The organism is Leuconostoc aquikimchii, from assembly GCF_040838325.1.
In the GTDB taxonomy this organism is placed as follows: Bacteria; Bacillota; Bacilli; order Lactobacillales; family Lactobacillaceae; genus Leuconostoc; species Leuconostoc aquikimchii.
Window position 1 is genome coordinate 680,144 of sequence record NZ_JBFPER010000001.1, and the last position, 23,995, is coordinate 704,138.

Consider the following 23,995-nt stretch of genomic DNA (forward strand, 5'->3'; position numbering starts at 1 on the left):
GTTTTATCGTATGGTTGTGCGATTTTTCTGAGTTAGTGTTTTAAATATTATGGCAATTAAAATTAAAACTAAAATTGGCGACATTACAATTGAAAATGATGTTATCGCGACAATTGTTGGTGGTTCCGCTATCGAGAATCCTGGCGTTGTTGGTATGGCTTCACGTGCAACGTTCCGAGATGGCATGAATCAGATTTTAAATCGTGAAAATTATGCTAAGGGTGTTGTCATTCATCAAGAAGAAAATGGCGTTAATGTAGATGTCTATTTGGTAGCGCAGTATGGCACGAAATTATCAGAAATTTCGAAATCAGTTCAAGGCAAAGTAAGATATAATCTCGACGCACTACTGGGAATTCACGCAACGTCAGTTAACGTGATTGTTCAAGGTGTACGCGTCACGGACTAGGAGTATCATGACTAAAATTACGACAATTACCAACGTTGAGTTTGGTAAGATGATTAACGCTGCAGCAGCAGCGCTTGCCGCAAATGCGGATACAATTAATAAATTGAACGTTTTCCCTGTACCAGATGGTGATACAGGGACAAACATGAGCTTGTCAATGGCGAGTGGCGCACAATATGAGCGTGATGCATTGGATACAGATATTGGTGCACTTGCCAAGGCAACGTCTAAGGGCCTTTTAATGGGCGCTCGTGGCAATTCGGGTGTTATCTTGTCACAAATATTCCGTGGTTTTTCTAACGCCGTTGAAGGTAAAAAAACGTTATCAGCACGTGATTTAGCTGATGCATTGATGTCTGGTGCGCAGGTGGCGTATAAGTCTGTTATGAAGCCGACAGAGGGAACGATTTTAACGGTCATTCGCGAAGCAGCAGCAAAGGCAAATAATGTGGCTGATGAAACGGATGATCTAGTTGCGTTAATGCAAGCGGTTAATGAGGCCGCGCAAATCGCTCTAGCATCAACGCCTGATTTACTCCCTGTACTAAAACAAGTAGGGGTTGTGGATTCTGGTGGTCAAGGGCTTGTTTTTGTGTTGCAAGCGTTTTACCAGGTATTGAGTGGCGATTTCAGTGAAGACGACCTTAAAACACCCGACAATGCGGAATTAGATCAAATGGTAAAAGAACTTCATGCCGGTGCACAAGCAAATAGTCATTTGAACCCGCAAGATATTGAATATGGTTATTGTACGGAAATTATGGTACAGATTGCTAAGGGCACAACATATGATCACGAATTTGATTATGATACATTTTATCATCATTTATCAAAACTCGGTGATTCTTTACTAGTCATAAATGATGATGAAATTGTTAAGGTTCATGTTCATACAGAAGATCCAGGCGATGTTATTCATTGGGGAACGCACTTTGGATCCCTAGTCAAAGTCAAAGTCGATAACATGAGAGATCAACAGCAGGCAGTTATCGACGCGCAACGCACAGAAGAAGCGCAAATGGTTAAAATAGCAGCCGCGGCAGTGCCTGTTTCAGATACGGCAGTGATAGCAATTGCTGCTGGAGACGGTGTAGCTGAATTATTTAAAAGTCTAGGTGTGCATACGATTATTTCTGGCGGACAGACAATGAATCCGTCTACGGCTGACGTGGTTGATGCAATTAAAGCTACTGGTGCTAAAAATGCTTTAATTTTACCAAATAATTCAAATATTTTTATGGCAGCTGATCAAGCTGTTGACTTAGTGGATATACCGGTACGTGTTGTCAAGACACGCACTATCCAGCAGGGCCTCACAGCCATGATGGGATATAATCCAGAAGCAGAGTTAACAGCTAATGCTGATGAAATGACTGCTGTGATGGCGGATGTCAAATCAGCTCAAATTACACAAGCTGTGCGAGACACAACGTTAAATGGTACAACAATTAAGCATGGCGACTGGATGGGAATCCTTGACGGTGAGATTGAAGTTGTTGCAAAACGATTGTTAGATGCTGCCACGCAATCGGTAGTGAAGATGATTGATGATGATTCTGAGATTGTAACAATTATCTTTGGTGAAAACACTAAAGAAAAGGACGCAAAAAAACTTGAAGAAGCTATTTTAGCACTTGATGATGGCCTTGAAGTTGAAATTCATAACGGAAAACAACCATTATATCCTTTTTTGATTTCAGTTGAATAAACCAGGTATCATCAGTAATATTTAAAAATCCCGAGGAAAATAATCACTATTTTCCTCGGGATTTTTATTTTGTTAAATAGCAATCATCATAGCCAACCTAGTGCGCTGATTGCAGCATAGAAAACGCTACCAACCATTAACACAACCATAACCCATGACATCACAAGTGTCATCTTTTCAATCCGTGTACGTGGTTTTTGCACAGCTTTAGGAATACGATGTTGATTTAATTTTGCGTCAATTTCTGCTTGTAATTTAGCATTAACAGGCCGCGTTCTTTGTTCGTCTGTCATGTTTCACCTCATTTATAATTCAAATTTAGTGTAGCATAATAAGCTAGCTATATGCAATTTTAAAATGTAAAATGTTTTGTATAGGTAAATGATTTATAATGATTAACATACGTTGTTACAAAAATTCTTGCCTTTTTGTATATGTTTCGGTATTGTTATTAAAGTACAAGGGTACGATGGGGTAAAATTATGCAATGGTGGATTTGGCCGGTAAGTGCAATAGTTATGATATTGTTTGTGTTTGCATTAAACAGGTGGACGCGACTTGGTGATTTCAAAATTAAAACGTTAGATATTATTGTCATACCAATCTGGTTGATATTACATGTTACTATGGGATACTGTTTTGGTGTCAGTTTAATTTTATGGTTTCTATTACTGTGGTGTGTTATGGGCGCTGTTTTGTCGTGGTTTTTATTACAAAACAAGTGGCATTGGCGCACTTTTTGGCATAATTATTGGGAATGGAGTGGGTTGCTTGGCATATTATTACTTTTAATTGTGACAATTGTTGGGTTTTGGCCCCACTAATACATTTTACTGACGAAAACGCTGCTATTTAAAAGATGGTAGCGTTTTTTATGTGTGTTAAAATTTACTAAATGATGACAAATGAGTAATAAGGTGGAGGGAAGTGGTGAAATGTGGTAAATTAGTAGTATAGAATTTTTAATGGAGGTGGTCCTGATGTTTATGGGCGAATATTCGCATACGCTCGATTCAAAAGGGCGACTTATAATTCCAGCAAAATTTCGTAACCAATTAGGCGAAAAATTTGTTGTGACACGTTGGATGGAACATGCATTGCGTGTCATGCCAATGCCAATTTGGGAAAAATTAGAAAAACAATTGAATGAGTTACCACTCGGTAAAAAAGAAGCACGTCAGTTTAAACGTTTTGTTATGGCCGGTGCGATGGCGGCTGAAGTTGATAAACAAGGCCGAATTATAATGCCGTCAAACTTAAAAGACTATGCTGGGCTTGAAAAAGATGTGACAGTGACAGGATCTGGGGATTCATTTGAAATTTGGAGCTCAGAAAATTGGCATGATTACACACTGGCAACAGCGAATGATTTTGATGAAATTGCAGAAGGACTAGTTGACTTCGACTTCTAGTTAAAAGGATAAATTTAATGACTGAATTTGAACATGTCACAGTACTCTTAAAAGAAGCAGTTGCATTACTTAATATTAAAAAAGACGGTAGTTATGTTGATGCGACCTTGGGTGGTGGTGGACATACTGGTGAAATTCTTAAGCAACTGGAAACTGGCACGTTGTATAGCTTCGACCAAGATGATACGGCAATTCAGTATAACGAAGAACAATATGCAGATGAAATTGCCTCTGGCAAATTGGTATTAATTCATCAAAACTTTCGCACACTAACTGCTGCTTTAGCGCAACGAGGTGTGACACAGGTCGATGGTGTGATTTATGATTTAGGTGTCAGTTCAGTACAATTTGATGATGGGCAACGCGGTTTTAGTTATAACTATGATGCCGATTTGGATATGCGCATGGATCAACGTCAAACATTAACAGCCAAAACAATTATCAACGACTGGTCGTTTAATGATCTTCTACGTATTTTGAGTCGCTATGGTGAAGATCGCTTTCCTAAGCAAATTGCCCGTAAAATAGAACGACACCGTGAGGCAGGAATGATTAATACAACTTTTGAATTGGTTGATATTATCAAAGAAGCTATTCCAGCACCGGCACGCCGTAAGGGCGGACATCCTGCAAAACGGACGTTTCAAGCTTTGAGAATAGCTGTTAATGATGAGTTAGGGGCGTTAGAAGACTCTTTGACTCAGGCGCTTGATTTACTTGCGCCAAATGGTCGTATTAGTGCGATTACATTCCAGTCGCTAGAAGATCGATTAGTTAAACAAATGTTTCGTGAAAAAGCATCAACACCAGAATTGCCAATTGGGTTACCAGTATTACCTGGACAATTCGAAGCAGATTACACACTGTTAACACGTAAACCTATTTTGCCAAGTGAGCATGAGATGACGAACAATCATAGATCACAATCAGCTAAGTTACGTGGGATCGAACGCAAATAATATTTAGGAGCTGCAATAATGGCACAGAATGCATATCAATATTCAACGGCAGCTGAAGCGCTACCTCTAACACAACCTAAAACGCGTATAAAGTATAAAGCAGCACGTTGGACACGAAAAGAGCGACTCATGGTAGTCTTCGTTTCAGCTGTCATCATGGTATTGATGGTGGGGGTTGTTTTTTCAAGTATGCAAACGAATGCAGCACGCTCAAGTGCTGCAACTATGCAAACAAAGACTGATACGACAAAAGAAACAAACAATGCCTTGCGTAGTGATATTCAAAACAAGACCAGTAAACAAAATTTAAGTGAGGTTGCTAAAAAATATAATATGACGTTATCTGATGGTAATGTCAGAAATATTAACCAATAATTATGAAAAATAGAGTGAGACGGATACCGAATAAAAAAGTTACGCAAAACGCTAAAGTATTTGGCGGTGTATTGTTGGGCGCAATTGTGCTTGTAACTTTAGGACTTGGCGTGCGTCTTTTTGTGATAGCAAGCGGTTCAGTTGATGGACATAACTTAAATGATGCGACACGCCGTGCATTTATGGCCAATCAGGTCGTACCAGCAACGCGTGGTAAAATTTATGATATCAATGGTCAAGTATTGGCGGAAAACACAACAGTTTATGATATGTATGCTGTACTCGATAAAAAAGTGGCACGTGCTAAAAATGCGCAAACCGGTAAGTATGTTGATGGGTCAGGTCATGTGGTTGATAAAGAAGCAACTGCAGAGAAGCTGAGTAAAATCATTGGCATGAGTCAAAAAGACATATTAAGTCGGTTAGAAAAAAATGTTTATCAAGTTGAATTTATTTCTACAAAAGTTCAGGCCAGTAAGAATTTAAGTATTGATCAGTATAAAAAAATTCAGGCGCTTAAATTACCAGGTATAAACTTCACATCACGGGCATCACGTATATATCCTAATGGCAATACGGCTTCTCATTTAGTTGGTGCCATGCGAACTGACGACAATAAAAAAACTGGCCAATCTCAACAAGTGGGTCTTATGGGTATAGAAGATTCTGAAAATACAACACTTGCGGGTAAAAATGGGATTAAAAAGTATGATGGGCAAGTAGAAAATGTCAAAGACAGCAGAACAGTAGAACCTGGGAATGACGTCTACCTCACGCTAGATGAGTCACTTCAAAACACACTTGAAACGCGCATGGATGACTTGTTTAAAACAACGAAGGCGCAGTCTGCGGTGGGCGTTTTGATGGAAGCAAAAACTGGTCGCATTGTTGCAGCAACACAACGACCTAATTTTGATCCAAATGCGAAGTCAATTAATCCAAAATTATGGTCTAATTTATTGAATCAAGGCGCATTTGAACCAGGTTCTACAATGAAGGGTGTGACATTAGCTGCGGCCATTGACTCAGGGAAATGGCAACCTAACGCAACCTATCCATCGGGGACACTGCTAATTGATGGCAAAAAAGTTGTTGATGCATTTGGGCAAGATCAAGGGACGTTAACTTATCGAGAAGGTTTTTGGCGTTCATCAAACGTTGCGTTTGCGCGAACAGAACAACAACTTGGGGCAACAACTTGGCGTAACTATTTGGAGAAATTTAGATTTTTACGGTCGACTAATTCAGATTTAAATCACGAAGAACCTGGTGAAATGTCTTATACTTATCCTATTGATCAAGCTAATACGGCCTATGGTCAAGGGATTACTGTAACACCGCTACAAATGGTGCAAGCGTACTCAGCTATTGCTAATGATGGGCGCGAAGTTAAACCGTACTTTGTGGATAAGGTTGTTAATCCTAAAAATGGTGCAATTGTGAAGCAAGGAAAGACTGAGACTGTTGCACGTCCAATTAAAGCTAGTACAGCGAAACAAGTTCGTAAATATATGATTGACGTTGTTAATCAAGATACAGGTACTGCAAAAGAATTTGATTTACGTCAATTTGGTTATCAAATTGCGGCTAAAACTGGTACAGCCCAGGTATCTGAAAAGGGGCAATATTTACAAGGTTTGAATAATGCGATTCATTCTGTTATGGTATTAGCGCCGGAAAAAAATCCAAAGTACATTTTCTACATGGCTGTGAAACAACCTAAAGTATTTCCAGATCCGACGATTCAAATAACAATGAATAAAGTATTTCAACCGTTAATGCTGCAGGCCTTAAATAATAGTGACAGTGCTGTGAAATCAAAAACAACGAAACAAACGGTACCAAATGTTGTTGGACAATCAATTGATGGCGCGACTAAAACAATGACGAATGCTGGTTTTAGAACAGCTATTGTAGGCACAAGTGGTCAAATTGAAAGTCAATCGTTACTACCAGAGCAAAAATCATTGACCAATCAATTAGTAATTTTACGAGCCAAAGGGAATACACATTTACCTGATATGACTGGGTGGAGTTTGACAGACGCACAAACGTTCGCTAGGGAAGCTGGGTTTAAGCTCACTTGGTCAGGATCTGGATTTGTTGCGGGGCAAACAGTTGCTAAAGATCAGCTGGTTGTGGATACTAGCCATGTGGCTATTAGGTTAAAAGAGAAGAAGTAGGGAAAGAATATGTCTGAAAATTTATGGGCGCTGGCCCGGGCGTTAATTGTCACAGCTTTATTTATGCCGTTATTGATTAAGTTTTTAAAACAGTCAAAAGAACAAGCAGTTATCCGAAAACTCGGACCGGACCATCAAGCAAAATCAGGTACGCCAAGTATGGGTGGGGCACTCTTCGTTGTCGCCGCATCTTTAAGCGCACTTATTGGTGGGGGTGTTCATAATGGTTGGCAGGGTGTGATGGCAATGGCCATTCCTGTCTTTGCATTTTTGGCTTATGCCATTATCGGTGGTATTGATGATACCTTAAAATTAGTTAACCACGCTGATGATGGTTTTGCTTTTAAACCAAAACTACTGGCACAAACTGCTAGTGCAGCAATTATTATGTTGATCATGTGGCTTATGGATGTGCCTTTCACGTTATATGTGCCATTGCTTGGCACATATAATCTAGGTATTTTCTACTTTATATTTCTTTGGTTTTGGCTTGTTGGTTGGTCAAACGCTACTAATTTAACCGATGGGCTGGATGGCTTATTGGCGGGTATTAGTATCATTGTTTACGCAGCTTATAGTGTAGTTGCCATGCATATGCAAAACCAAATCATAGTCGTTTTTAACTTTGCAGTTATTGGTTCTTTGATTGGATTTTTAATTTTTAATAAACCAAAAGCAAAGATTTTTATGGGGGATACTGGATCGCTTGCCTTGGGCGCAGGTTTGGCTATTGAATCGATCTTACTCGGTGTACCATTTTCTTTGATATGGTTTGGCTTGGTATTTGTTATCGAAACATTGTCAGTTATTATTCAAACGATTGGTTATCATTTCTGGCACAAACGGATATTTCCAATGGCACCAATTCATCATTCATTTGAAAAATTTGGCTGGAGTGAATGGCAAATTGGCACCTTGTTTTGGATCTTATCTGCGATTTTAGCGGTTGCTGGCATATTCTATATGAATTAAAAGCGAGAGTTGCTCGCGTACATAAAATTTTAGAAATCAGGTTATAATGGCAATACAAGATTTTAGTAATAAAAAGGTGATGGTATTTGGATGGGCACGTTCAGGAAAAGCAGCAGCGCAACGATTATTTGAACTTGGAGCGCAGGTCACAGTTGCTAATGGTGGCGAATTTAAAGATGAAGCTGTGTATCGAAAGCTCCTAGCAGCAGGTGTTATATTTATTAATCATGACGATGCAGCATCATTGAATAAAACCTTCGATTATCTCGTCAAAAATCCAGGTATTAATTATGAAACGGCATTAGTTAAGCGAGCAGTGCAATTAAACATACCCATTTTAACCGAAGTAGCGGTTGCTTTAAGTTCTTTTGAAGGACGTTTGATTGCTGTCACGGGGTCAAATGGTAAAACAACAACAACGTCATTAATTCGAGACATGCTCAAAAGTGATGGCCAAAAGGTAACGACTGCTGGTAATATAGGTATACCAGTATGTGAAGTTGTCAAAGACCTCACAGTAGATGATACGTTATTGTTAGAATTATCAAGTTTTCAATTGATGGGTACCCCAGATATACGGCCGGATATTGCATTAATTACAAATATTTTTGCAAACCATTTGGATTATCATGGCACACGTGAAAATTATGTTGCAGCAAAATTTCAGTTAACAAAAAATCAAACAGCAGATCAGTTGTTAGTATTAAACGCAGATGGTCAGGATACGACTGATTTTATAAAAAGGACACAGGCAAAAGTTATTGAATTTTCCCGTACCCAATCAAAATACATGGCGCGTACGGAAGGTGTTAATCTTGTTATTTCTGATCATAATTTAATGCCTTTAACTGATGTCAAATTAGTGGGGCCACATAATTTGGAGAACATTTTGGCTGCGATAACAGTAGCAAAATTAGCCGGTGTGCATGAAGCGGCAATGCGTCAGGTACTTGAAATGTTTGGTGGCGTGGCCCATCGCTTGCAGTACATTCTCACTGCCAAAGGTGTTGCATTTTATAATGATTCTAAGGCAACAGATATTGAAGCGACACAAACAGCATTAAATAGTTTCCAACAGCCAACGATTTGGTTAGCTGGCGGACTAGATCGTGGTGATGATTTGATGAGATTATTACCAAATTTGACCCATGTTAAGGCTGTTATTGCCTTTGGTGAGACACAGCAAAAAATTGTGGCTGTTGCACGTGCTGCGAACAAACCAGTCATTAGTGTGACTGACGTTGAAAAAGCTGTGCCAGTTGCAGTGAAGTTGGCTGTGACTGGCGATATTGTCTTGCTTTCACCAGCAGCGGCCAGTTGGGATCAATATAAAAATTTTGAGGTGCGTGGTGACAGTTACGTCGCTGAGTTAAAGAAAGAGTTGGGGCTATAGTATGCGTGTAATTTTATCAGGTGGTGGCACAGGCGGTCATATTTATCCTGCTTTGGCTTTGGCTGAAGTCATTAAACAACATGAACCAGATTCAGAATTTTTATATGTTGGTTCAGAACGTGGTGTGGAATCAGATATTGTACCAGCTACTGGCATGGCTTTTGAAAAGCTCTCTGTACAGGGATTTAAACGATCATTATCGTTAGATAATGTTAAGACGGTCAATTTATTTTTAAAAGCGGTTAAACAATCTAAAAAAATTATTAAAGCGTTTAAACCTGACGTTGTTGTTGGAACAGGTGGTTATGTCGCAGGGGCAGTTGTCTACGCAGCACAACGTATGCACATTCCAACCGTTATCCATGAGCAAAATTCCGTCGCTGGTGTAACAAATAAATTTTTGGCACGCGGGGCAAGCAAAATTGGTGTTGCATTTGATGTTGCAAAACAACAATTTCCAGCAGGAAAGGTGACGCTTGTGGGTAATCCACGTGCACAGCAAGTTGCACATATTGTGTCAACCTTTTCTTGGCAGACACTGGGGCTACGAAATGACAAGCCAACACTATTAATTTTTGGTGGGTCACAAGGTGCACCCGCGATTAATTCAGCAGTCATTGAGGCAATGAGTACTTTTAATTTAAGAAGTTACCAGGTAATGGTTGTCACGGGACCTAAGCGATATGATGGTGTGATAAAACAGTTAAATGATCAAAAAATTACTGTCGCTGATAATGTGCGTATTGTCCCTTACATTGACAATATGCCACAAGTACTAGCTAAAACAAATGCGATTGTGTCTAGAGCTGGCGCTACGTCAATCGCTGAAATCACAGCATTAGGCATTCCATCGATTTTGGTTCCAAGTCTACATGTTACTGGTAATCATCAAACTAAAAATGCGCAAAGTTTAGTTGATGATGGGGCAGCACTTGTGATAGCGGAACCAGATTTAAGTGGTGAATCACTCATCGCTGCTGCTGATACCTTATTGCTTGATGACACAGTCAGTGAAAATATGGCGGCGCAAGTTGCAAAGGTGGGGATGCCAGATGCAGGTGATAGGTTATATCATTTGATACAGGATGCATTGTTAGAAAAGAAAGACTAGAACAGTGGCAGTTGTAACGAACAAAAAAATACTGAAAAAAAAACGACCGCTACAACTTTGGATAAGTCTAGCGACTTTTGGTGTGTTTATAATTGGTATCTTGTTGTTGCTACAGCCATGGCGAACAATTAAGACGATTAATATCAATACAATGATGATGCCAACAGACAAAATAGAAAAGTATGCTAATATCAAGCAACAAACACCCTATTGGCGTATAGTAGGTCAGACAAAGTTTATTGCACAACACATTGTCAAACAAGATGACCAAATTGATTCAGCGCAGGTAACATTGCAAGGCAGTCAAGTTAATATTGATATTGTTGAAAAAGTCACTGCGGGCTATATTGAACAAAAAAAAGGTTGGTATGTCATTAACCGAGAAGGTCAACTGGATAAAGTTCAAAATCCTGAAGGCAATGCGCCGGTATACTCAGGATTTAAATCTAATCAAGACGTCAAACAACTGGCCAAAGAATTTGTCGCCTTGGAATTAACGCTACGTCAAAATATCAGTCAAATCATTTATTCACCGAATAAAGATAATGCTAATCGACTAATAGTTATTATGAATGATGGCAACACAGTATATGCAACCTTAGATACATTTGGTAGAAAAATTAATTATTATCCTGGGATTGCTGCACAAATGCCAGTTAAAGGCATCATTGATTTACAATTTGGCGCTTATTCGTATGTTTATGGTACATCAAGAACAAATACAACCAATAAAAAAACTGATAATAATGATAAACAAAAGTGAGAATTGGTGGCGTAACAGCCATGATTTATGATATTATTATTGTTAGGTATATTTTATTAAAAAATAATTTTGTAAAGGGGCACGACGCATGAATAACTCAGGCGTGACGGTGGGTTTAGACATTGGTACGACATCCATCAAAGTAGTCATTGCGCAAACAACTGGTAATCAATTTAATGTGATTGGTGCAGGAAATGCACCTTCTCGAGGCTTACGTAAGGGTGTGATTGTAGATATTGACGCAACCGCAAGTGCAATTCGCGAAGCGATTGATCAAGCACAAGAAAAAGCAAATTTTCAAATTAATGAAGTTGTTGTAGGCATTCCTGCAAATCAAATTGAAATGATTCATGTTGAAGGCCTCGTTTCTATTGCGAATCAAAACAAACGTATCACATATGCTGATGTGCAAAATGTAGCAAATCAAGCATTATCGCATAAGGTATCATCAGACCATGATGTGATTGATTTAATTGTTGAAGAATTTAGTGTAGATGGTTTTGATGGTATTAAAGATCCACATGAAATGATTGGTGTTCGTCTTGAAATAAGTGGGACAGCATACATTGGACCCAATAAAATTTTAGATAACACACGTATGGCGATTCAAAAAGCCGGCCTGAAGTTACGTGAATTTGTTTTGGCACCATTGGCGATAGGCACTAGCATTTTAAATGATGGTGAGCAAGACTTTGGCACCGTGCTGATCGATCTTGGTGGTGGTCAAACAACCACTTCTATTATACATGACCGGCAATTAAAATTTAATCATGTAGATTTAGAAGGTGGTGATAATGTCACTAAAGACATTTCAACTGTTTTAGGTATATCTTATACACATGCAGAAAAAATTAAACGTGACTTTGGTTATGCTGATCCAACACAGGCAAGCCCAGATAAAGAGTTTTCAGTTGAGGTAGTTGGTGATAACACACCTCAAGTGACGAATGAACATTATCTTTCAGAAATCATTGCGGCTCGGCTAGAACAAATATATACGCGTGCATTTGAACCACTGAATACAGTTAATGGTTTGAATATGCCTGGTGGTTTTGTTTTAACTGGTGGGAATGCAGCATTACCACGTATGGTAGATTACGCTAAAACTATTTTAGGTGAAAATGTGCGACTTTTTGTACCTGATCAAATAGGATTACGTCATCCTGCTTACACACGTGCTATGGCATATGCCATGTTTGCTTCGCGTGAAAGTATGACACAACAGGTTATTAAACAAGTTATCATGTCACGTCACGAAGATACCGATAATATACAACCTGAGGTGGCAGTATCTCACCAATCGAATGAGTATGTCGAAACATCTGAGTCAAGTGATAAGCCAGTGTATAATTATAGTGGCTTAGATGAACAACCGCGGCAAGGCTTCTTTAGCCGTTTGATACAAACAATTAAAAATTTATTTCGCGAAGATTAGTATTAGATAAGGAGACAACAACTTATGGATTTTTCAATTGATGACGCTCAAGAAACCGGGGCAATTATTAAAGTTATCGGTGTTGGCGGTGGTGGGTCAAACGCTGTCAATCATATGATAGAAGAGGGTGTTAGTGGCGTTGAATTTATCGTCGCCAACACTGATGTGCAGGCTTTGGATAAGTCCAAGGCCGATATTAAAATTCAAATTGGTCCAAAGTTAACAGGTGGCCTAGGCGCTGGTTCAAATCCCGAACGTGGGACTAAGGCTGCCGAAGAATCATCTGAAGCTATTGCTTCAGCTATTTCAGGTGCTGATATGATTGTCATCACTGCAGGTATGGGCGGCGGTACTGGAAACGGTGCGGCGCCAGTTGTTGCACGTATTGCCAAAGAACAAGGGGCATTAACTGTTGCTGTTGTAACACGTCCGTTCAAATGGGAAGGACCAAAGCGTGGTCGCTTCGCGGCTGAAGGGCTACAAGCTTTATCTGAATCAGTAGATTCGCTCATTGTGATTACCAATGAACGTTTGAAGGATCGCATTGACTTACGTACACCTTTGTCCGAAGCATTTAAAGTTGTAGATGAAGTTGTGGCTCAAGGTGTTCGTGGTATTTCAGAATTAATTACAAATCCTGGTTTCATTAACCTTGATTTTGCTGATGTGAAGACTGTTATGCAAGATGCTGGACCTGCTTTAATGGGTGTTGGTCAAGCCAGTGGTGAAACACGTGCCGCAGATGCCACGAAGCAAGCTATTTCATCACCATTACTTGAAGTAGATATGTCAGGCGCTGAGGATGTTTTGCTCAACATTACTGGTGGTTTGGACATGTCGCTATTTGAGGCACAAACAGCCTCAGAAGTTATTGCTCAAGAGGCTGGACGTGAAGTTAACGTTATCTTTGGTACGTCTATTGATGAAAACCTTGGTGACTCAATTCGTGTGACGGTTATTGCAACCGGCTTGCAAAATGTGACGGTTGATCCCGCATCAAAAAAAGCGGCAGCCCCAAAAGCTAACGCTGCCAAGGTATTTGGTACGGCTAACAATAATGTTAATTCAGCAATTCCTAACGCATCAATATTTGAAAAACCTGCAACTGAACCTGTTAAATCAACAACGCCAGCACCACAAAATGATCCATTCGCTGATTGGAATATTAGTGGGGCTTCAAAAGATGCATTTGCAGAAGATGATCGATTTGACGGCGTACAAAAACAGGCATTTGATGTGTTTAATACCCCGACATCAAATGACACACCGGTAGATTTTTCAAATAACGAAGATGATAATGAACAACCCCCATTCTTTAAAAAGCGTTAACATTGAAGAACGTGAGTTGTGTACATTTTGATTGTGTGATAAAACAATGACTTAATATGTGTTGCGACCTCGTAACCATTAAAGTGTTGTATGATACATAGTAAACAAAGCAACCTGCGTGTTTAAGGAGAAACCATGGCATTAGGCGACACAATTAAACGTCTTTTCAGCAATGATGAAGATGATTTATATGAAGATGGCTACGATAGCAGTTATCAAGAACAACCACAATATCAACAACCCGTGCAACAAACATCACAGCAACAAGCAACCTATTTTGGTCGTCAATCGTCTCAATCAACAATGACAGATCCAAGTAATGCTAATAGCAAAATTGCGTTGTTTGAACCTAAAGTGTACTCGGATTCTAGAGCTATTGCTTCCCAAATATTAGGTGGTGAAGCGGTAATAGTGAATTTTACGCAAATTGATGAGGCACAAGCTAAGCGAATATTAGATTTCCTAGGTGGTGCTATATATGCAGTAAATGGCGAAATTGAACGCATTGGACAGTCTATTTTTTTGGTTACGCCCGCAACATTTGAAATTTCAGGGACGTTAACAGATAATTTAGAACCGAATACGCGGTATTAACATATGCTAGAAATACTAAATTGGATCATACGTATCGCACATTATTATGAATATGCAATTGTCATTTATGTCCTAATGTCTTGGTTACCTGGCGCGCAACAATCGATTTTTGGCAAGTGGCTTCAACGCATTGTTGCACCCTATTTAAACTTATTCCGAATTATTCCGCCAATTGGTGGCATAATTGATATTTCACCGATTGTTGCTATTTTGGCATTAAACTTTGCAATTAATGGATTATCTCACCTCGTGTTACTTTTCGTGTAACATGGTAGATGACTTTTCAACAATTGAACAGCACTTCCGACCGGAAGAAGTCGCATTTATTCAGCAAGCAGGTGATTGGATTCGACAAAGTGAAGATGAATATCGAGGTATTTTAACACGATTTTTGAATCCTCGCGAACAATATATTTTACAGACGTTAGTCAATCGGTCTGAAGATTTACAAGTGCACTATAGTGGGTCGCATATTAATACTGAAAATCAACGTGCTTTTATAGCACCGGAATTTTATGATGTCATGTTATCGGACTTTGAATTAGCCGTTCTTGAAATCAAATATCCAATTAAATTTTCTGAATTACATCATTCAATGATATTGGGTGCGTTCATGCATGCGGGTATAAAGCGCGAAGTTATTGGAGACATTTTGTCTGATGATAAACAGTGGCAAATTATTGTTGATGCAAAAATGGTCGGGTATATGCAACAAACGGTTCAAAAAATTGGTCGTATTAAAATTGAATTGATTGTACGGGATCTGTCACAGGTTATTGCAGTACATGATGATTGGGAAGAAATATTCTTATTATTATCGTCTTTGCGCATTGACACAACTATTTCATCAGCGTTTGATATACCACGTAGCGTAGCAAAATCATTGGTTGAACAGCAACAAGTCCGAGTTAATTGGACAACGCTTGTTAAGCCGGATCATATGATTGCAATTGGAGACATTGTATCTGTTCGTAAACATGGTCGTTTACAACTTAAAATGTGTGATGGGTTGAGTAAAAAAGATAAAATCAAGGCAATTGTAAATATTATTCGACGTTAAGCTAACGTGAGTTATATCAAAATTAAAAGGAGATTAAAATGGTACTAACACCTGATGAGATTTTGAAGCATGAATTTACAAAAAAAGGTTCACGTGCCTATATTGCATCTGAAGTTGATGCGTTTTTAGACCAAATTAATAGTGATTATGAAACCGTTATTTCTGAACGTGATAAACTTTCAAATAATAATGAACAATTGCAAGTTAAAGTTGATGATTTAGAGGCGAAGCGTGAACAAATTAATCAATCGATTTTTGTTGCACAAGAAGCCGCTGATCGGTTGAAGCATGAAGCAGATGTTGAAGTTAAAAAACAATTGATGCACGCACAAGAATCAGCCACAAAGATTATTAGCGATGCACGTATAAAAGCCGAGGCTGAAGCATCAAACTTAGCACAAGAAAATTCTGATTTGATTACAGAACAAAACGAACTCAGAGCAGAAGTTGAAAGTTTTAAAAATTCATTCTTGAAATTATTGGAACTTCAGCGTACACTATTAGAAAATGATGATTTAGCTGAGGCAGTTCACCGTCTACCAGTTGGGCAGACAACAGCTAATCGTGTTGATCAACTGGTGACCGATAAAGATGAAACATTTCAGTCAGAGGTAAAGAATGAAGTAGAGCCCGAGAAAACAGAAAATGTGGAAATTGCGCCAGAGCAAGGACCTATTGTTGTGTTTCCCGAAGCAGACGAAAATAATAAACTATAAAAAACATAACACAATAAGAATGGCATACATACGCGCAGCGAGTCATGGTGGTTAGAGATGACCGTCCCTGTAGCTTTTTAAATCAGTTATGAAGTTTTTTGAACTGAAATTTTAGTAGGTTTGAACGGTGCAGATCGTTAACACTGGTTTAAGGGTTGTTTTTTGACAACTAAAATTGGGTGGTACCACGTGAAAACGTCCCTGTGTTGAAAAAACACAGGGACGTTTTTTATTGCGTTATAACCAGCATATTACTAGGATTAAAACATTTATAGGAGAAGACATATGAAGTATAAAGAGACACTTAACCTTGGAAAAACAGCCTTTCCAATGCGCGGATCATTACCAAAAACAGAACCAGTTCGACAACAAAAATGGTATGATTCTGATTTATATAACCAACGTTTGTCACAAAATGAAAAGAAACCACATTTTAATTTACATGATGGTCCCCCATATGCTAACGGAAATATTCATTTAGGGCATGCTTTGAATAAAATTTCAAAAGATATTATTGTTCGCTACAAGAATATGGCTGGTTTTTACGCACCCTATATTCCAGGTTGGGATACACATGGGTTACCAATTGAACAACAATTAACCAAAGCGGGTCATGATCGTAAAGCAATGCCTAAAGCTGAATGGCGGAATTTGGCAAAAGATTTTGCTTTGGAACAGGTTGATAAGCAAAAAAATGATTTTAAACGTCTGGGCATTATGGCAGACTGGCAAAATCCATATATCACATTGCAACCAGAATTTGAGGCTGCGCAGTTACGTGTCTTTGGTGAAATGGCTGGTAAAGGTTATATTTTCAAAGGTTCAAAACCGGTTTATTGGTCATGGTCATCAGAATCTGCTTTAGCTGAAGCAGAAATTGAATATCATGACATTAAATCAACATCTTTATATTATGCCAATCAGGTGAAAGATGGTAAAGGCATACTGGATGCGGAGACTTATTTTGTGGTTTGGACCACAACACCGTTTACAGTGACAGCATCACGTGGTATTACACTTGGCCCTGATATGGATTATTCAGTGATTCAGCCAGCAGGAGAGGTGCGTAAATTTGTTGTGGCCACAGGCCGTCTCGAGGCTATTACACCACTCTTTGGTTGGGATAGCTACGAGACGTTAGCAACGTATAAAGGGCAAGAGTTGGACCGTATCACTGCCTATCACCCGTGGGATATTGACGCCGAAGAATTGGTTATGAATGCAGATCATGTGACTTTAGATTCTGGTACTGGTTTGGTTCATACGGCCCCTGGTTTTGGTGAGGATGATTTTAATGTTGGTAAACAATATGGCCTTGAAGCAGTTGTTACAGTTGACGAAAAAGGCTATATGACTAAGAATGCTGGTCCGGATTTTGAAGGTAAATTTTATGATGATGTTGTTGGTCTTGTCATCAATAAATTGACTGAGGCTAATTTATTCTTAGCCAAAGAGAAAATTACGCATTCGTATCCATTTGATTGGCGTACTAAAAAACCAATTATTTGGCGTGCTGTGCCACAATGGTTTGCGTCTGTAGAAACGTTTCGTCAAAATATTTTGGATGAATTGGATAATGTTAATTTCTTCCCTGAGTGGGGAAAGAAACGACTGTATAATATGATTCGAGATCGAGGCGATTGGGTTATTTCACGTCAACGTGTTTGGGGTGTACCGTTACCTATTTTTTATGCAGAAGATCAAACACCTATTTTAGATCAAAACATTATTAACCATGTGGCAGACTTGTTTGAGGCGCACGGTTCAAATTATTGGTTTGAGCATGAAGCTAAGGATTTATTACCTGAAGGCTATACAAACGAACATTCACCTCATGGCAAATTTACTAAAGAAGAAGATATTATGGATGTGTGGTTTGATTCAGGTTCTTCTTGGGCTGGTGTCATGAATACACGTGACCAGTTAGATTATCCCGCAGATTTATATTTGGAAGGATCTGACCAATATCGCGGTTGGTTTAATTCTTCATTGATTACTTCGGTCGCTGCTACAGGACATGCGCCCTACAAAAATGTATTATCGCAAGGATTTACTTTGGACGGGCAAGGTAACAAAATGTCTAAATCACTTGGCAACACGATATCACCACTGGATGTTGCTGATAAAATGGGGATTGAAATTTTGCGATTGTGGACAATTTCAGTTGATACATCGCAAGATATGCCTGTGTCAAATGACATTTTAAAACAAGTATCTGAAAGTTACCGAAAGTTACGTAATACGTTACGTTTCTTAATGGCTAATACGGCCGATTTCAACTATACGACAGATGCTGTCGCTTTCGATGACAGAGCTGGACATGATCAATATTTTTCAGTTATTTTAAATAATTTTGTTAAAGATGTGCGTGATTCATATGATAATTATCAATTTAATGACATTTTCAAACGTGTAATTAATTTTGTTAACGTTGATTTGTCAGCATTTTATTTAGACATTGCCAAAGATGTTGTGTATGTTGAAGCCCCAAATGGGCATGCACGTCGGTCGATGCAAACAGTGTTTTATGACACTTTAATCGCCTTGACGAAGTTATTGTTGCCTATTTTGCCACATACAGCTGAAGAAGTGTGGGAATATCTGCCAAATGAGACTTTAGATTTTGCCTATCTTTCTGATATGCCTGAGATAAAGAATCTTGGCGATACAAGTGCGTTATTGAATAATTGGTCCGCGTTTATGTCAGTGCGAAATGCAGTTAACAAAGCACTTGAAGAAGCGCGAACAGCTGAATTAATTGGTAAAAATGCTGAAGCAGCATTGACATTATATTTGACATCAGCGCAGCAACGTTTATTGTCTGATTTGAATGCTGATATACGTTTACTCTTGATGGTTTCTCAATTACATATCGTTGATGCTCAAGCAGCAATTGATGTGAAGTCGTATGACGGTGTGTTAATCACTGTAAAACATGCTGTCGGTGGTGTATCTCCACGTGATCGGATGTTCCATGAAGATATTGGTGCTGATTCAGCATTTCCAGAATTATCTAAGCATGAAGCTGATATTATACGTGAGTTCTATCCAGAAGCTTTGGCAGAAGGTTTGGAATAAACGAGTTGCTTTATTGACTGCAATAACGTTATAAATGTTTGAAAAGCCTTTGATGTTATTAAAAATGTAACAGGAAGGCTTTTTGTGCGCATTTTGATTGTGTAAGCAATCGTCAAACGGCCGTTTATTCTTTTTGATTGTGGTTACGGTGTGACTAAGGTATAATACGGTTATTATGCAAAAGGGGCGGTTGTGAATTGTTGATATGACCGAAAAAATATGACTAATCCAAAAATAAAATATTACGTTGTTGCGACATTATTTGTTGCAATTGTTCTGTTACAAATGGTTGTGCCTTGGCTTGGCGTCATGCCGTTGGGTGCGTTTGTCATTGGTGCGAGTGCGACGATTATCCAATTTACAGTTGCGTTGGCTGGTATCTTGCTTGGTCCAAAATATGGTGCATTAGTTGGCTTTTTTTGGGGAATGATGTCTTTTATTAACGCATTAACACATCCGGGTACAATAGGATCGTTGATGTTTCAAAATCCCTTCACGGCGTTAGTGCCACGTATCTTAGTGGGACTACTAGTTGGCTTCCTATTTAATCATTTTTTGCGTAAAAGGTCGGCAACGGTTCGAACTATCGGATTAGGTGTTCTAGGTGTCCTGGCTGCGTTAATTAATACAATTGGTGTCGTCATTTTAACTGTCGTAGGTTTTACTATTATGCATACGAATTTTACAGGTATTCCTGATCAAAATCTCCTGCAGTGGCTCATAGGTATTGTATCGTTTAATGCAATTTTTGAGATGATTGTCGGCTTTATTTTGGTTACTGTTGTCGGCAATATTTTATTACCTATTGCTGAACGATCAGGTATCAAAGGATAATAAAAAAGGATGAATATATTATTCATCCTTTTTTCGATGCACTAACCCAGACTCGAACTGGGAGCTAAGACTTAGGAGGTCCCCGTTTTATCCTGTTAAACTATTAGTGCGAACTATCATATTATACCCTAATTTAGCTAAAAATAAAATGCGAATATCAGCAACATTGCGTAAATAGGATGACATGAGATTTTAGGCAATTAAACTAAATCTTAGAGCTTTTAGTATTCGAATATAGTTTAAAGTTCATTTAATTGATATTAATTTAATTTATTGTTGTTAAAGTGATGATATTAAGCTAAGTTGAAGGAGCATTAATATGGATTTCATCAAACGTGCAGGACTGTATTTACGGCAAAAGATTGGTCGAACAGCGCTTATCACTTTGATTATGAGTGCCATTATGATATTTGTATTAACGGGAATCATTATTCAAAATGCAGCGATTGAAGCAACCAATAGCGCTAAAAATTCCGTAGGGACAACGGTGTCATTGAGTGCTAATCGTGAAAAAGCATTTTCATCAATGCGTAAAAATCAAGAAAATAGTTTGTCTAGTGGTGCTTCTTCATCAACTATGGGTCGACCAACTATTTCGTTGCCAAGTGTTAAAATTACCACGGCAGAAAAGATAGGCTCTCTTGAAAACGTTGCAGGGTATCAATTCAGTAATAGTACATCAGTTAATGCCAGTGGATTTAGCGCCATCTCAACGTCATCAAGTAGTGCTGGGCCACGAGGTGGTTTTGGGGGCAACGAGTCAACTGGTGATATTAGTTTGTCAGGAGTTTCAACTACTGCAGCGGAAAGTAATTTTAAATCTAAAAGTGACACAATTATGTCTGGTCGAGGCATCACATCTGCCGATAAAAACACACATAATGTTGTGATTGAAAGCGAATTAGCGACAAGTAACAGTATGAAAGTTGGTGACACGATCACAGTTAAGACCACTGATGATCGTGAAAAAAGTTATAGTTTGAAAGTTGTTGGCATATATCGTGCAAAAACAGTGTCTTCACAATCTGGCCAAGGTGGGCCAAGTAGACCAGGTATGAATCAAGACCCAGCTAACACAATGTATAGTAGTTACACCTTAGCTGGCACAATTAATGGTGATACAACAAGTGTTAACAGTGTCGTTTATACGTTGACAGATTCTTCTGAAGAAAAGTCATTTATGAAGGCAACAAAAAAGTTAATTTCAAGCAATTTCAGTTTGACATCAAGTTCTGAAACTTACGCACTATTGATGAAACCCATGAAAAATGTACAAAGTTTTGCCAACAAAATTGTTTGGGTTATTGGCATTGCTGGGACAATCATTTTAGCATTGATTACAGTTTTAATGATTCGTGAACGACGTCATGAAATTGGTGTTTTGATGTCACTTGGTGAAAGTAAATTTAAAATTGTGCTGCAATTGTTTTCAGAATTGTTTGCCATTTTGGTCGTGTCATTAATCATAGCCAGCGTTGCGGGTAATTTCGTTAGTAATGCTGTTGGTAAACAACTTGTATCTCAGCAAATAACAGCTACACAGACGACTCGCGCAGACGCAGGCTTCGGTAGTAACAGACAACAAGGTGGATCAATTGATGGTTCGCCAATGGGGCGTAACAAACAGAACGCTGTTACGGTAACAGGCAGACAAGTCGATACATTAAAGACTAAATTAAGTGGGCAAGCAATGATTGAATTGGGCGGCTTAGGATTGGGAATTATTGCTATTGCAGTTATTGCAGGCGCAACGCCAATATTTCGTTTGAAACCAAAAAAGATTTTATCAAATGAATAAAACAACTTGATGTATGATGGCGTTTTAAAATTATAAGAGGAATGATTAATGACATTAGTAATTAAAAATTTAACGCATCAATATAATGCGCAAGAACAGCCACTTTATGAAAATGTCAATATGACATTTGAGCCTAGAACTTTATACAGTATTGTTGGTCAATCTGGATCAGGAAAAACGACGTTATTAAGTTTTTTGGCCGGGTTGGACACGCCTCTACAAGGGACAATGACGCTTGACGATCAGAATATTAAAGCATACGGTTTGACAAAGTATCGTAATCAAAAAGTTGCAATTATTTTTCAATCATATAATTTATTGAACTATATGACAGCAGCGCAAAATGTTTTATCTGCGTTGGCCATTACTAAATCTAAACATGCTGGTGATAAGGACTATGTATATGTCACACTTGGCAAATTAGGAATTGATCGCACATTGGCAGATAAAAATGTACAACAATTATCTGGTGGACAACAGCAACGTGTTGCAATTGCACGTGCGTTAGCAGTTGATGCAAAAATTGTTATTGCTGACGAGCCAACTGGCAATTTAGATGAAGAAAACACACAAGAGGTTATCAGTATCTTTCAAGAATTGGCACATGACATTGGAAAAACAGTTATTTTGGTTACTCATGAATCAAATGTTGCTCAAGCTGCTGATGTACAAATTAGTTTGAAAAATCGTCAATTTACAGTTATTTAGCTGTAGGTGACATGGTAAAATAAAATCGTATTATTAACCATGATATTTTGAAGTTAATAGTCAGATTTCGTCGGTTAAATTATCTTGTTCATTATTGGAATAAATGTCTTTACATCATCAAAAAATACCGTTTGTGTGCTAAAAATATTGTTGCCACATAGAAATTAAGATATAAAAAAGTAATTGTAGAAACACATATTAAAAAACAAGCTATAATTAGGGTAGTTTCCTTGTAGAAGAATTTTTTGTTATAATGAAAAGAGAATAACTAATTTGAAAGGAAATGCGTTGTAATTCACACCTTACGCGCTAATAATACACATTATGGGAAAATTTGTCGAAATGGACCACCCGCTAATCCAGCATAAACTCACAATGATTCGTAATAAGAATGTTGGGACAAAAGATTTCCGTGCGCTTGTTGATGAGATAGCAATGTTAATGACATATGAGGCAAGTCGAGACTTACAATTGGAAGATGTTGTTGTCGAAACGCCTGTAGCAATGACAACAAAAAAACAGTTAGCTGGTAAAAAACTTGCTGTTGTGCCTATATTACGAGCCGGATTGGGGATGGTTGATGGCATTGTTCAATTGATTCCTGCTGCAAAAATTGGCCATATTGGCATGTATCGTGATGAAGAAACATTGGAACCGGTAGAATATTTTATTAAATTACCGGAAGATATTGATCAACGTGATGTTTTATTAGTTGATCCCATGCTTGCTACTGGTGGTTCAGCCAAAGATGCTATTTCTGCGTTAAAAAAACGCGGAGCTAAACATATTAAACTCATCACGTTAGTGTCAGCGCCTGAAGGTGTTAAGGCAGTTCAGGAAGCGCATCCAGATGTTGATATCTATACGGGGTCATTGGATGAGTCATTGAATGAAAATGGTTACATCGTGCCAGGATTAGGTGATGCGGGTGATCGTTTGTTTGGGACAATGTAAGCCATAAAAGCGTGTATTTTTAAAATACACGCTTTTTTATGTCATTTAAATGATAAATATAAAAATGTTGACATTATAATCACATTAATGTATAGTAATGTTTATTAAGAACAAGCAATTAATTGCTCATAAAGGGAGATGAATTATGATTAAAATAGTAAACAAGCAAGTTAATAATGCACTTCTCCTCAACCTCCTTCTCAT

The 23,995-nt window shown here is 38.4% G+C and carries 23 protein-coding genes and 1 tRNA gene; 22 read left to right on the forward strand and 2 right to left on the reverse strand.

Translation table 11 applies throughout. From position 1 onward, the window contains the following. Positions 1 to 49: 49 nt before the first annotated feature. On the forward strand, positions 50 to 409 hold the full coding sequence (locus AB3K24_RS03405; RefSeq protein WP_367973802.1) for an Asp23/Gls24 family envelope stress response protein: 360 nt from the start codon (positions 50 to 52) through the stop codon (positions 407 to 409). 7 nt (positions 410 to 416) lie between these two features. Beyond that, positions 417 to 2,117: a DAK2 domain-containing protein gene (locus tag AB3K24_RS03410; protein ID WP_367973803.1), complete on the forward strand. Its 1,701-nt coding sequence runs from the start codon at positions 417 to 419 to the stop codon at positions 2,115 to 2,117. An 86-nt stretch (positions 2,118 to 2,203) separates the two neighbouring features. Here AB3K24_RS03410 and AB3K24_RS03415 read toward each other — a convergent pair whose 3' ends face one another. Next, positions 2,204 to 2,410, reverse strand: a complete 207-nt coding sequence (locus AB3K24_RS03415) for a DUF4044 domain-containing protein (protein WP_367973804.1) — start codon at positions 2,408 to 2,410, stop codon at positions 2,204 to 2,206. 189 nt (positions 2,411 to 2,599) lie between these two features. Here AB3K24_RS03415 and AB3K24_RS03420 point away from each other — a divergent pair, with 189 nt between their 5' ends. The 17 genes from AB3K24_RS03420 (at position 2,600) to AB3K24_RS03500 (ending at position 20,331) form a co-directional block, all read left to right on the forward strand. Further along, positions 2,600 to 2,941: a DUF3397 domain-containing protein gene (locus AB3K24_RS03420; RefSeq protein ID WP_367973805.1), complete on the forward strand. Its 342-nt coding sequence runs from the start codon at positions 2,600 to 2,602 to the stop codon at positions 2,939 to 2,941. Positions 2,942 to 3,097: 156 nt separating this feature from the next. Beyond that, positions 3,098 to 3,529: a division/cell wall cluster transcriptional repressor MraZ gene (gene mraZ, locus AB3K24_RS03425; protein WP_367973806.1), complete on the forward strand. Its 432-nt coding sequence runs from the start codon at positions 3,098 to 3,100 to the stop codon at positions 3,527 to 3,529. 17 nt (positions 3,530 to 3,546) lie between these two features. Continuing rightward, a complete protein-coding gene (gene rsmH / locus AB3K24_RS03430; protein ID WP_367973807.1) occupies positions 3,547 to 4,488 on the forward strand; it encodes a 16S rRNA (cytosine(1402)-N(4))-methyltransferase RsmH in 942 nt (313 codons plus the stop codon). Between the two features lie 18 nt (positions 4,489 to 4,506). Further along, positions 4,507 to 4,863 carry a cell division protein FtsL gene (gene ftsL / locus AB3K24_RS03435; RefSeq protein WP_367973808.1) on the forward strand — a complete coding sequence of 119 codons (357 nt, stop codon included), beginning with the start codon at positions 4,507 to 4,509 and terminating at the stop codon, positions 4,861 to 4,863. A gap of 2 nt (positions 4,864 to 4,865) precedes the next feature. Beyond that, a complete protein-coding gene (locus tag AB3K24_RS03440; RefSeq protein ID WP_367973809.1) occupies positions 4,866 to 7,046 on the forward strand; it encodes a penicillin-binding protein in 2,181 nt (726 codons plus the stop codon). Positions 7,047 to 7,055: 9 nt separating this feature from the next. Then, positions 7,056 to 8,018, forward strand: coding sequence for a phospho-N-acetylmuramoyl-pentapeptide-transferase (gene mraY / locus AB3K24_RS03445; protein WP_367973810.1), 963 nt, complete (start codon positions 7,056 to 7,058; stop codon positions 8,016 to 8,018). Positions 8,019 to 8,064: 46 nt separating this feature from the next. Then, positions 8,065 to 9,411, forward strand: coding sequence for a UDP-N-acetylmuramoyl-L-alanine--D-glutamate ligase (gene murD / locus AB3K24_RS03450; protein WP_367973811.1), 1,347 nt, complete (start codon positions 8,065 to 8,067; stop codon positions 9,409 to 9,411). A 1-nt stretch (position 9,412) separates the two neighbouring features. Beyond that, on the forward strand, positions 9,413 to 10,522 hold the full coding sequence (gene murG / locus AB3K24_RS03455; RefSeq protein WP_367973812.1) for an undecaprenyldiphospho-muramoylpentapeptide beta-N-acetylglucosaminyltransferase: 1,110 nt from the start codon (positions 9,413 to 9,415) through the stop codon (positions 10,520 to 10,522). Between the two features lie 31 nt (positions 10,523 to 10,553). Further along, positions 10,554 to 11,285: a cell division protein FtsQ/DivIB gene (locus AB3K24_RS03460; RefSeq protein ID WP_367975560.1), complete on the forward strand. Its 732-nt coding sequence runs from the start codon at positions 10,554 to 10,556 to the stop codon at positions 11,283 to 11,285. 88 nt (positions 11,286 to 11,373) lie between these two features. Next, entirely contained in the window at positions 11,374 to 12,720 is a 1,347-nt protein-coding gene (gene ftsA / locus AB3K24_RS03465) for a cell division protein FtsA (protein WP_367973813.1), read from the forward strand. A gap of 24 nt (positions 12,721 to 12,744) precedes the next feature. Next, on the forward strand, positions 12,745 to 14,049 hold the full coding sequence (gene ftsZ / locus AB3K24_RS03470) for a cell division protein FtsZ (RefSeq protein WP_367973814.1): 1,305 nt from the start codon (positions 12,745 to 12,747) through the stop codon (positions 14,047 to 14,049). A 135-nt stretch (positions 14,050 to 14,184) separates the two neighbouring features. Further along, the gene (locus AB3K24_RS03475; RefSeq protein ID WP_367973815.1) at positions 14,185 to 14,643 is read left to right on the forward strand and encodes a cell division protein SepF; all 459 of its coding nucleotides are present in this window, start codon (positions 14,185 to 14,187) and stop codon (positions 14,641 to 14,643) included. Between the two features lie 3 nt (positions 14,644 to 14,646). Beyond that, entirely contained in the window at positions 14,647 to 14,910 is a 264-nt protein-coding gene (locus AB3K24_RS03480; protein ID WP_367973816.1) for a YggT family protein, read from the forward strand. A 1-nt stretch (position 14,911) separates the two neighbouring features. Then, entirely contained in the window at positions 14,912 to 15,703 is a 792-nt protein-coding gene (locus AB3K24_RS03485; RefSeq protein WP_367973817.1) for a YlmH family RNA-binding protein, read from the forward strand. A 38-nt stretch (positions 15,704 to 15,741) separates the two neighbouring features. Further along, a complete protein-coding gene (locus tag AB3K24_RS03490) occupies positions 15,742 to 16,419 on the forward strand; it encodes a DivIVA domain-containing protein (RefSeq protein ID WP_367973818.1) in 678 nt (225 codons plus the stop codon). 285 nt (positions 16,420 to 16,704) lie between these two features. Further along, positions 16,705 to 19,497 (forward strand): isoleucine--tRNA ligase, encoded by a 2,793-nt coding sequence (ileS, locus tag AB3K24_RS03495; RefSeq protein WP_367973819.1) that lies wholly within the window; start codon positions 16,705 to 16,707, stop codon positions 19,495 to 19,497. Between the two features lie 219 nt (positions 19,498 to 19,716). Continuing rightward, positions 19,717 to 20,331: an ECF transporter S component gene (locus tag AB3K24_RS03500; RefSeq protein ID WP_367973820.1), complete on the forward strand. Its 615-nt coding sequence runs from the start codon at positions 19,717 to 19,719 to the stop codon at positions 20,329 to 20,331. Positions 20,332 to 20,368: 37 nt separating this feature from the next. On the opposite strand, the gene AB3K24_RS03505 is transcribed toward AB3K24_RS03500, so the two are convergent. Then, positions 20,369 to 20,441: transfer RNA gene (locus tag AB3K24_RS03505), tRNA-Arg, on the reverse strand. A gap of 209 nt (positions 20,442 to 20,650) precedes the next feature. Between AB3K24_RS03505 and AB3K24_RS03510 the strand changes: the two genes are divergently transcribed. The 3 genes from AB3K24_RS03510 (at position 20,651) to upp (ending at position 23,791) form a co-directional block, all read left to right on the forward strand. Further along, on the forward strand, positions 20,651 to 22,129 hold the full coding sequence (locus tag AB3K24_RS03510; RefSeq protein ID WP_367973821.1) for an ABC transporter permease: 1,479 nt from the start codon (positions 20,651 to 20,653) through the stop codon (positions 22,127 to 22,129). A gap of 48 nt (positions 22,130 to 22,177) precedes the next feature. Continuing rightward, positions 22,178 to 22,837, forward strand: coding sequence for an ABC transporter ATP-binding protein (locus AB3K24_RS03515; RefSeq protein WP_367973822.1), 660 nt, complete (start codon positions 22,178 to 22,180; stop codon positions 22,835 to 22,837). 324 nt (positions 22,838 to 23,161) lie between these two features. Continuing rightward, positions 23,162 to 23,791, forward strand: coding sequence for a uracil phosphoribosyltransferase (gene upp / locus AB3K24_RS03520; protein WP_367973823.1), 630 nt, complete (start codon positions 23,162 to 23,164; stop codon positions 23,789 to 23,791). Positions 23,792 to 23,995: the final 204 nt, after the last annotated feature.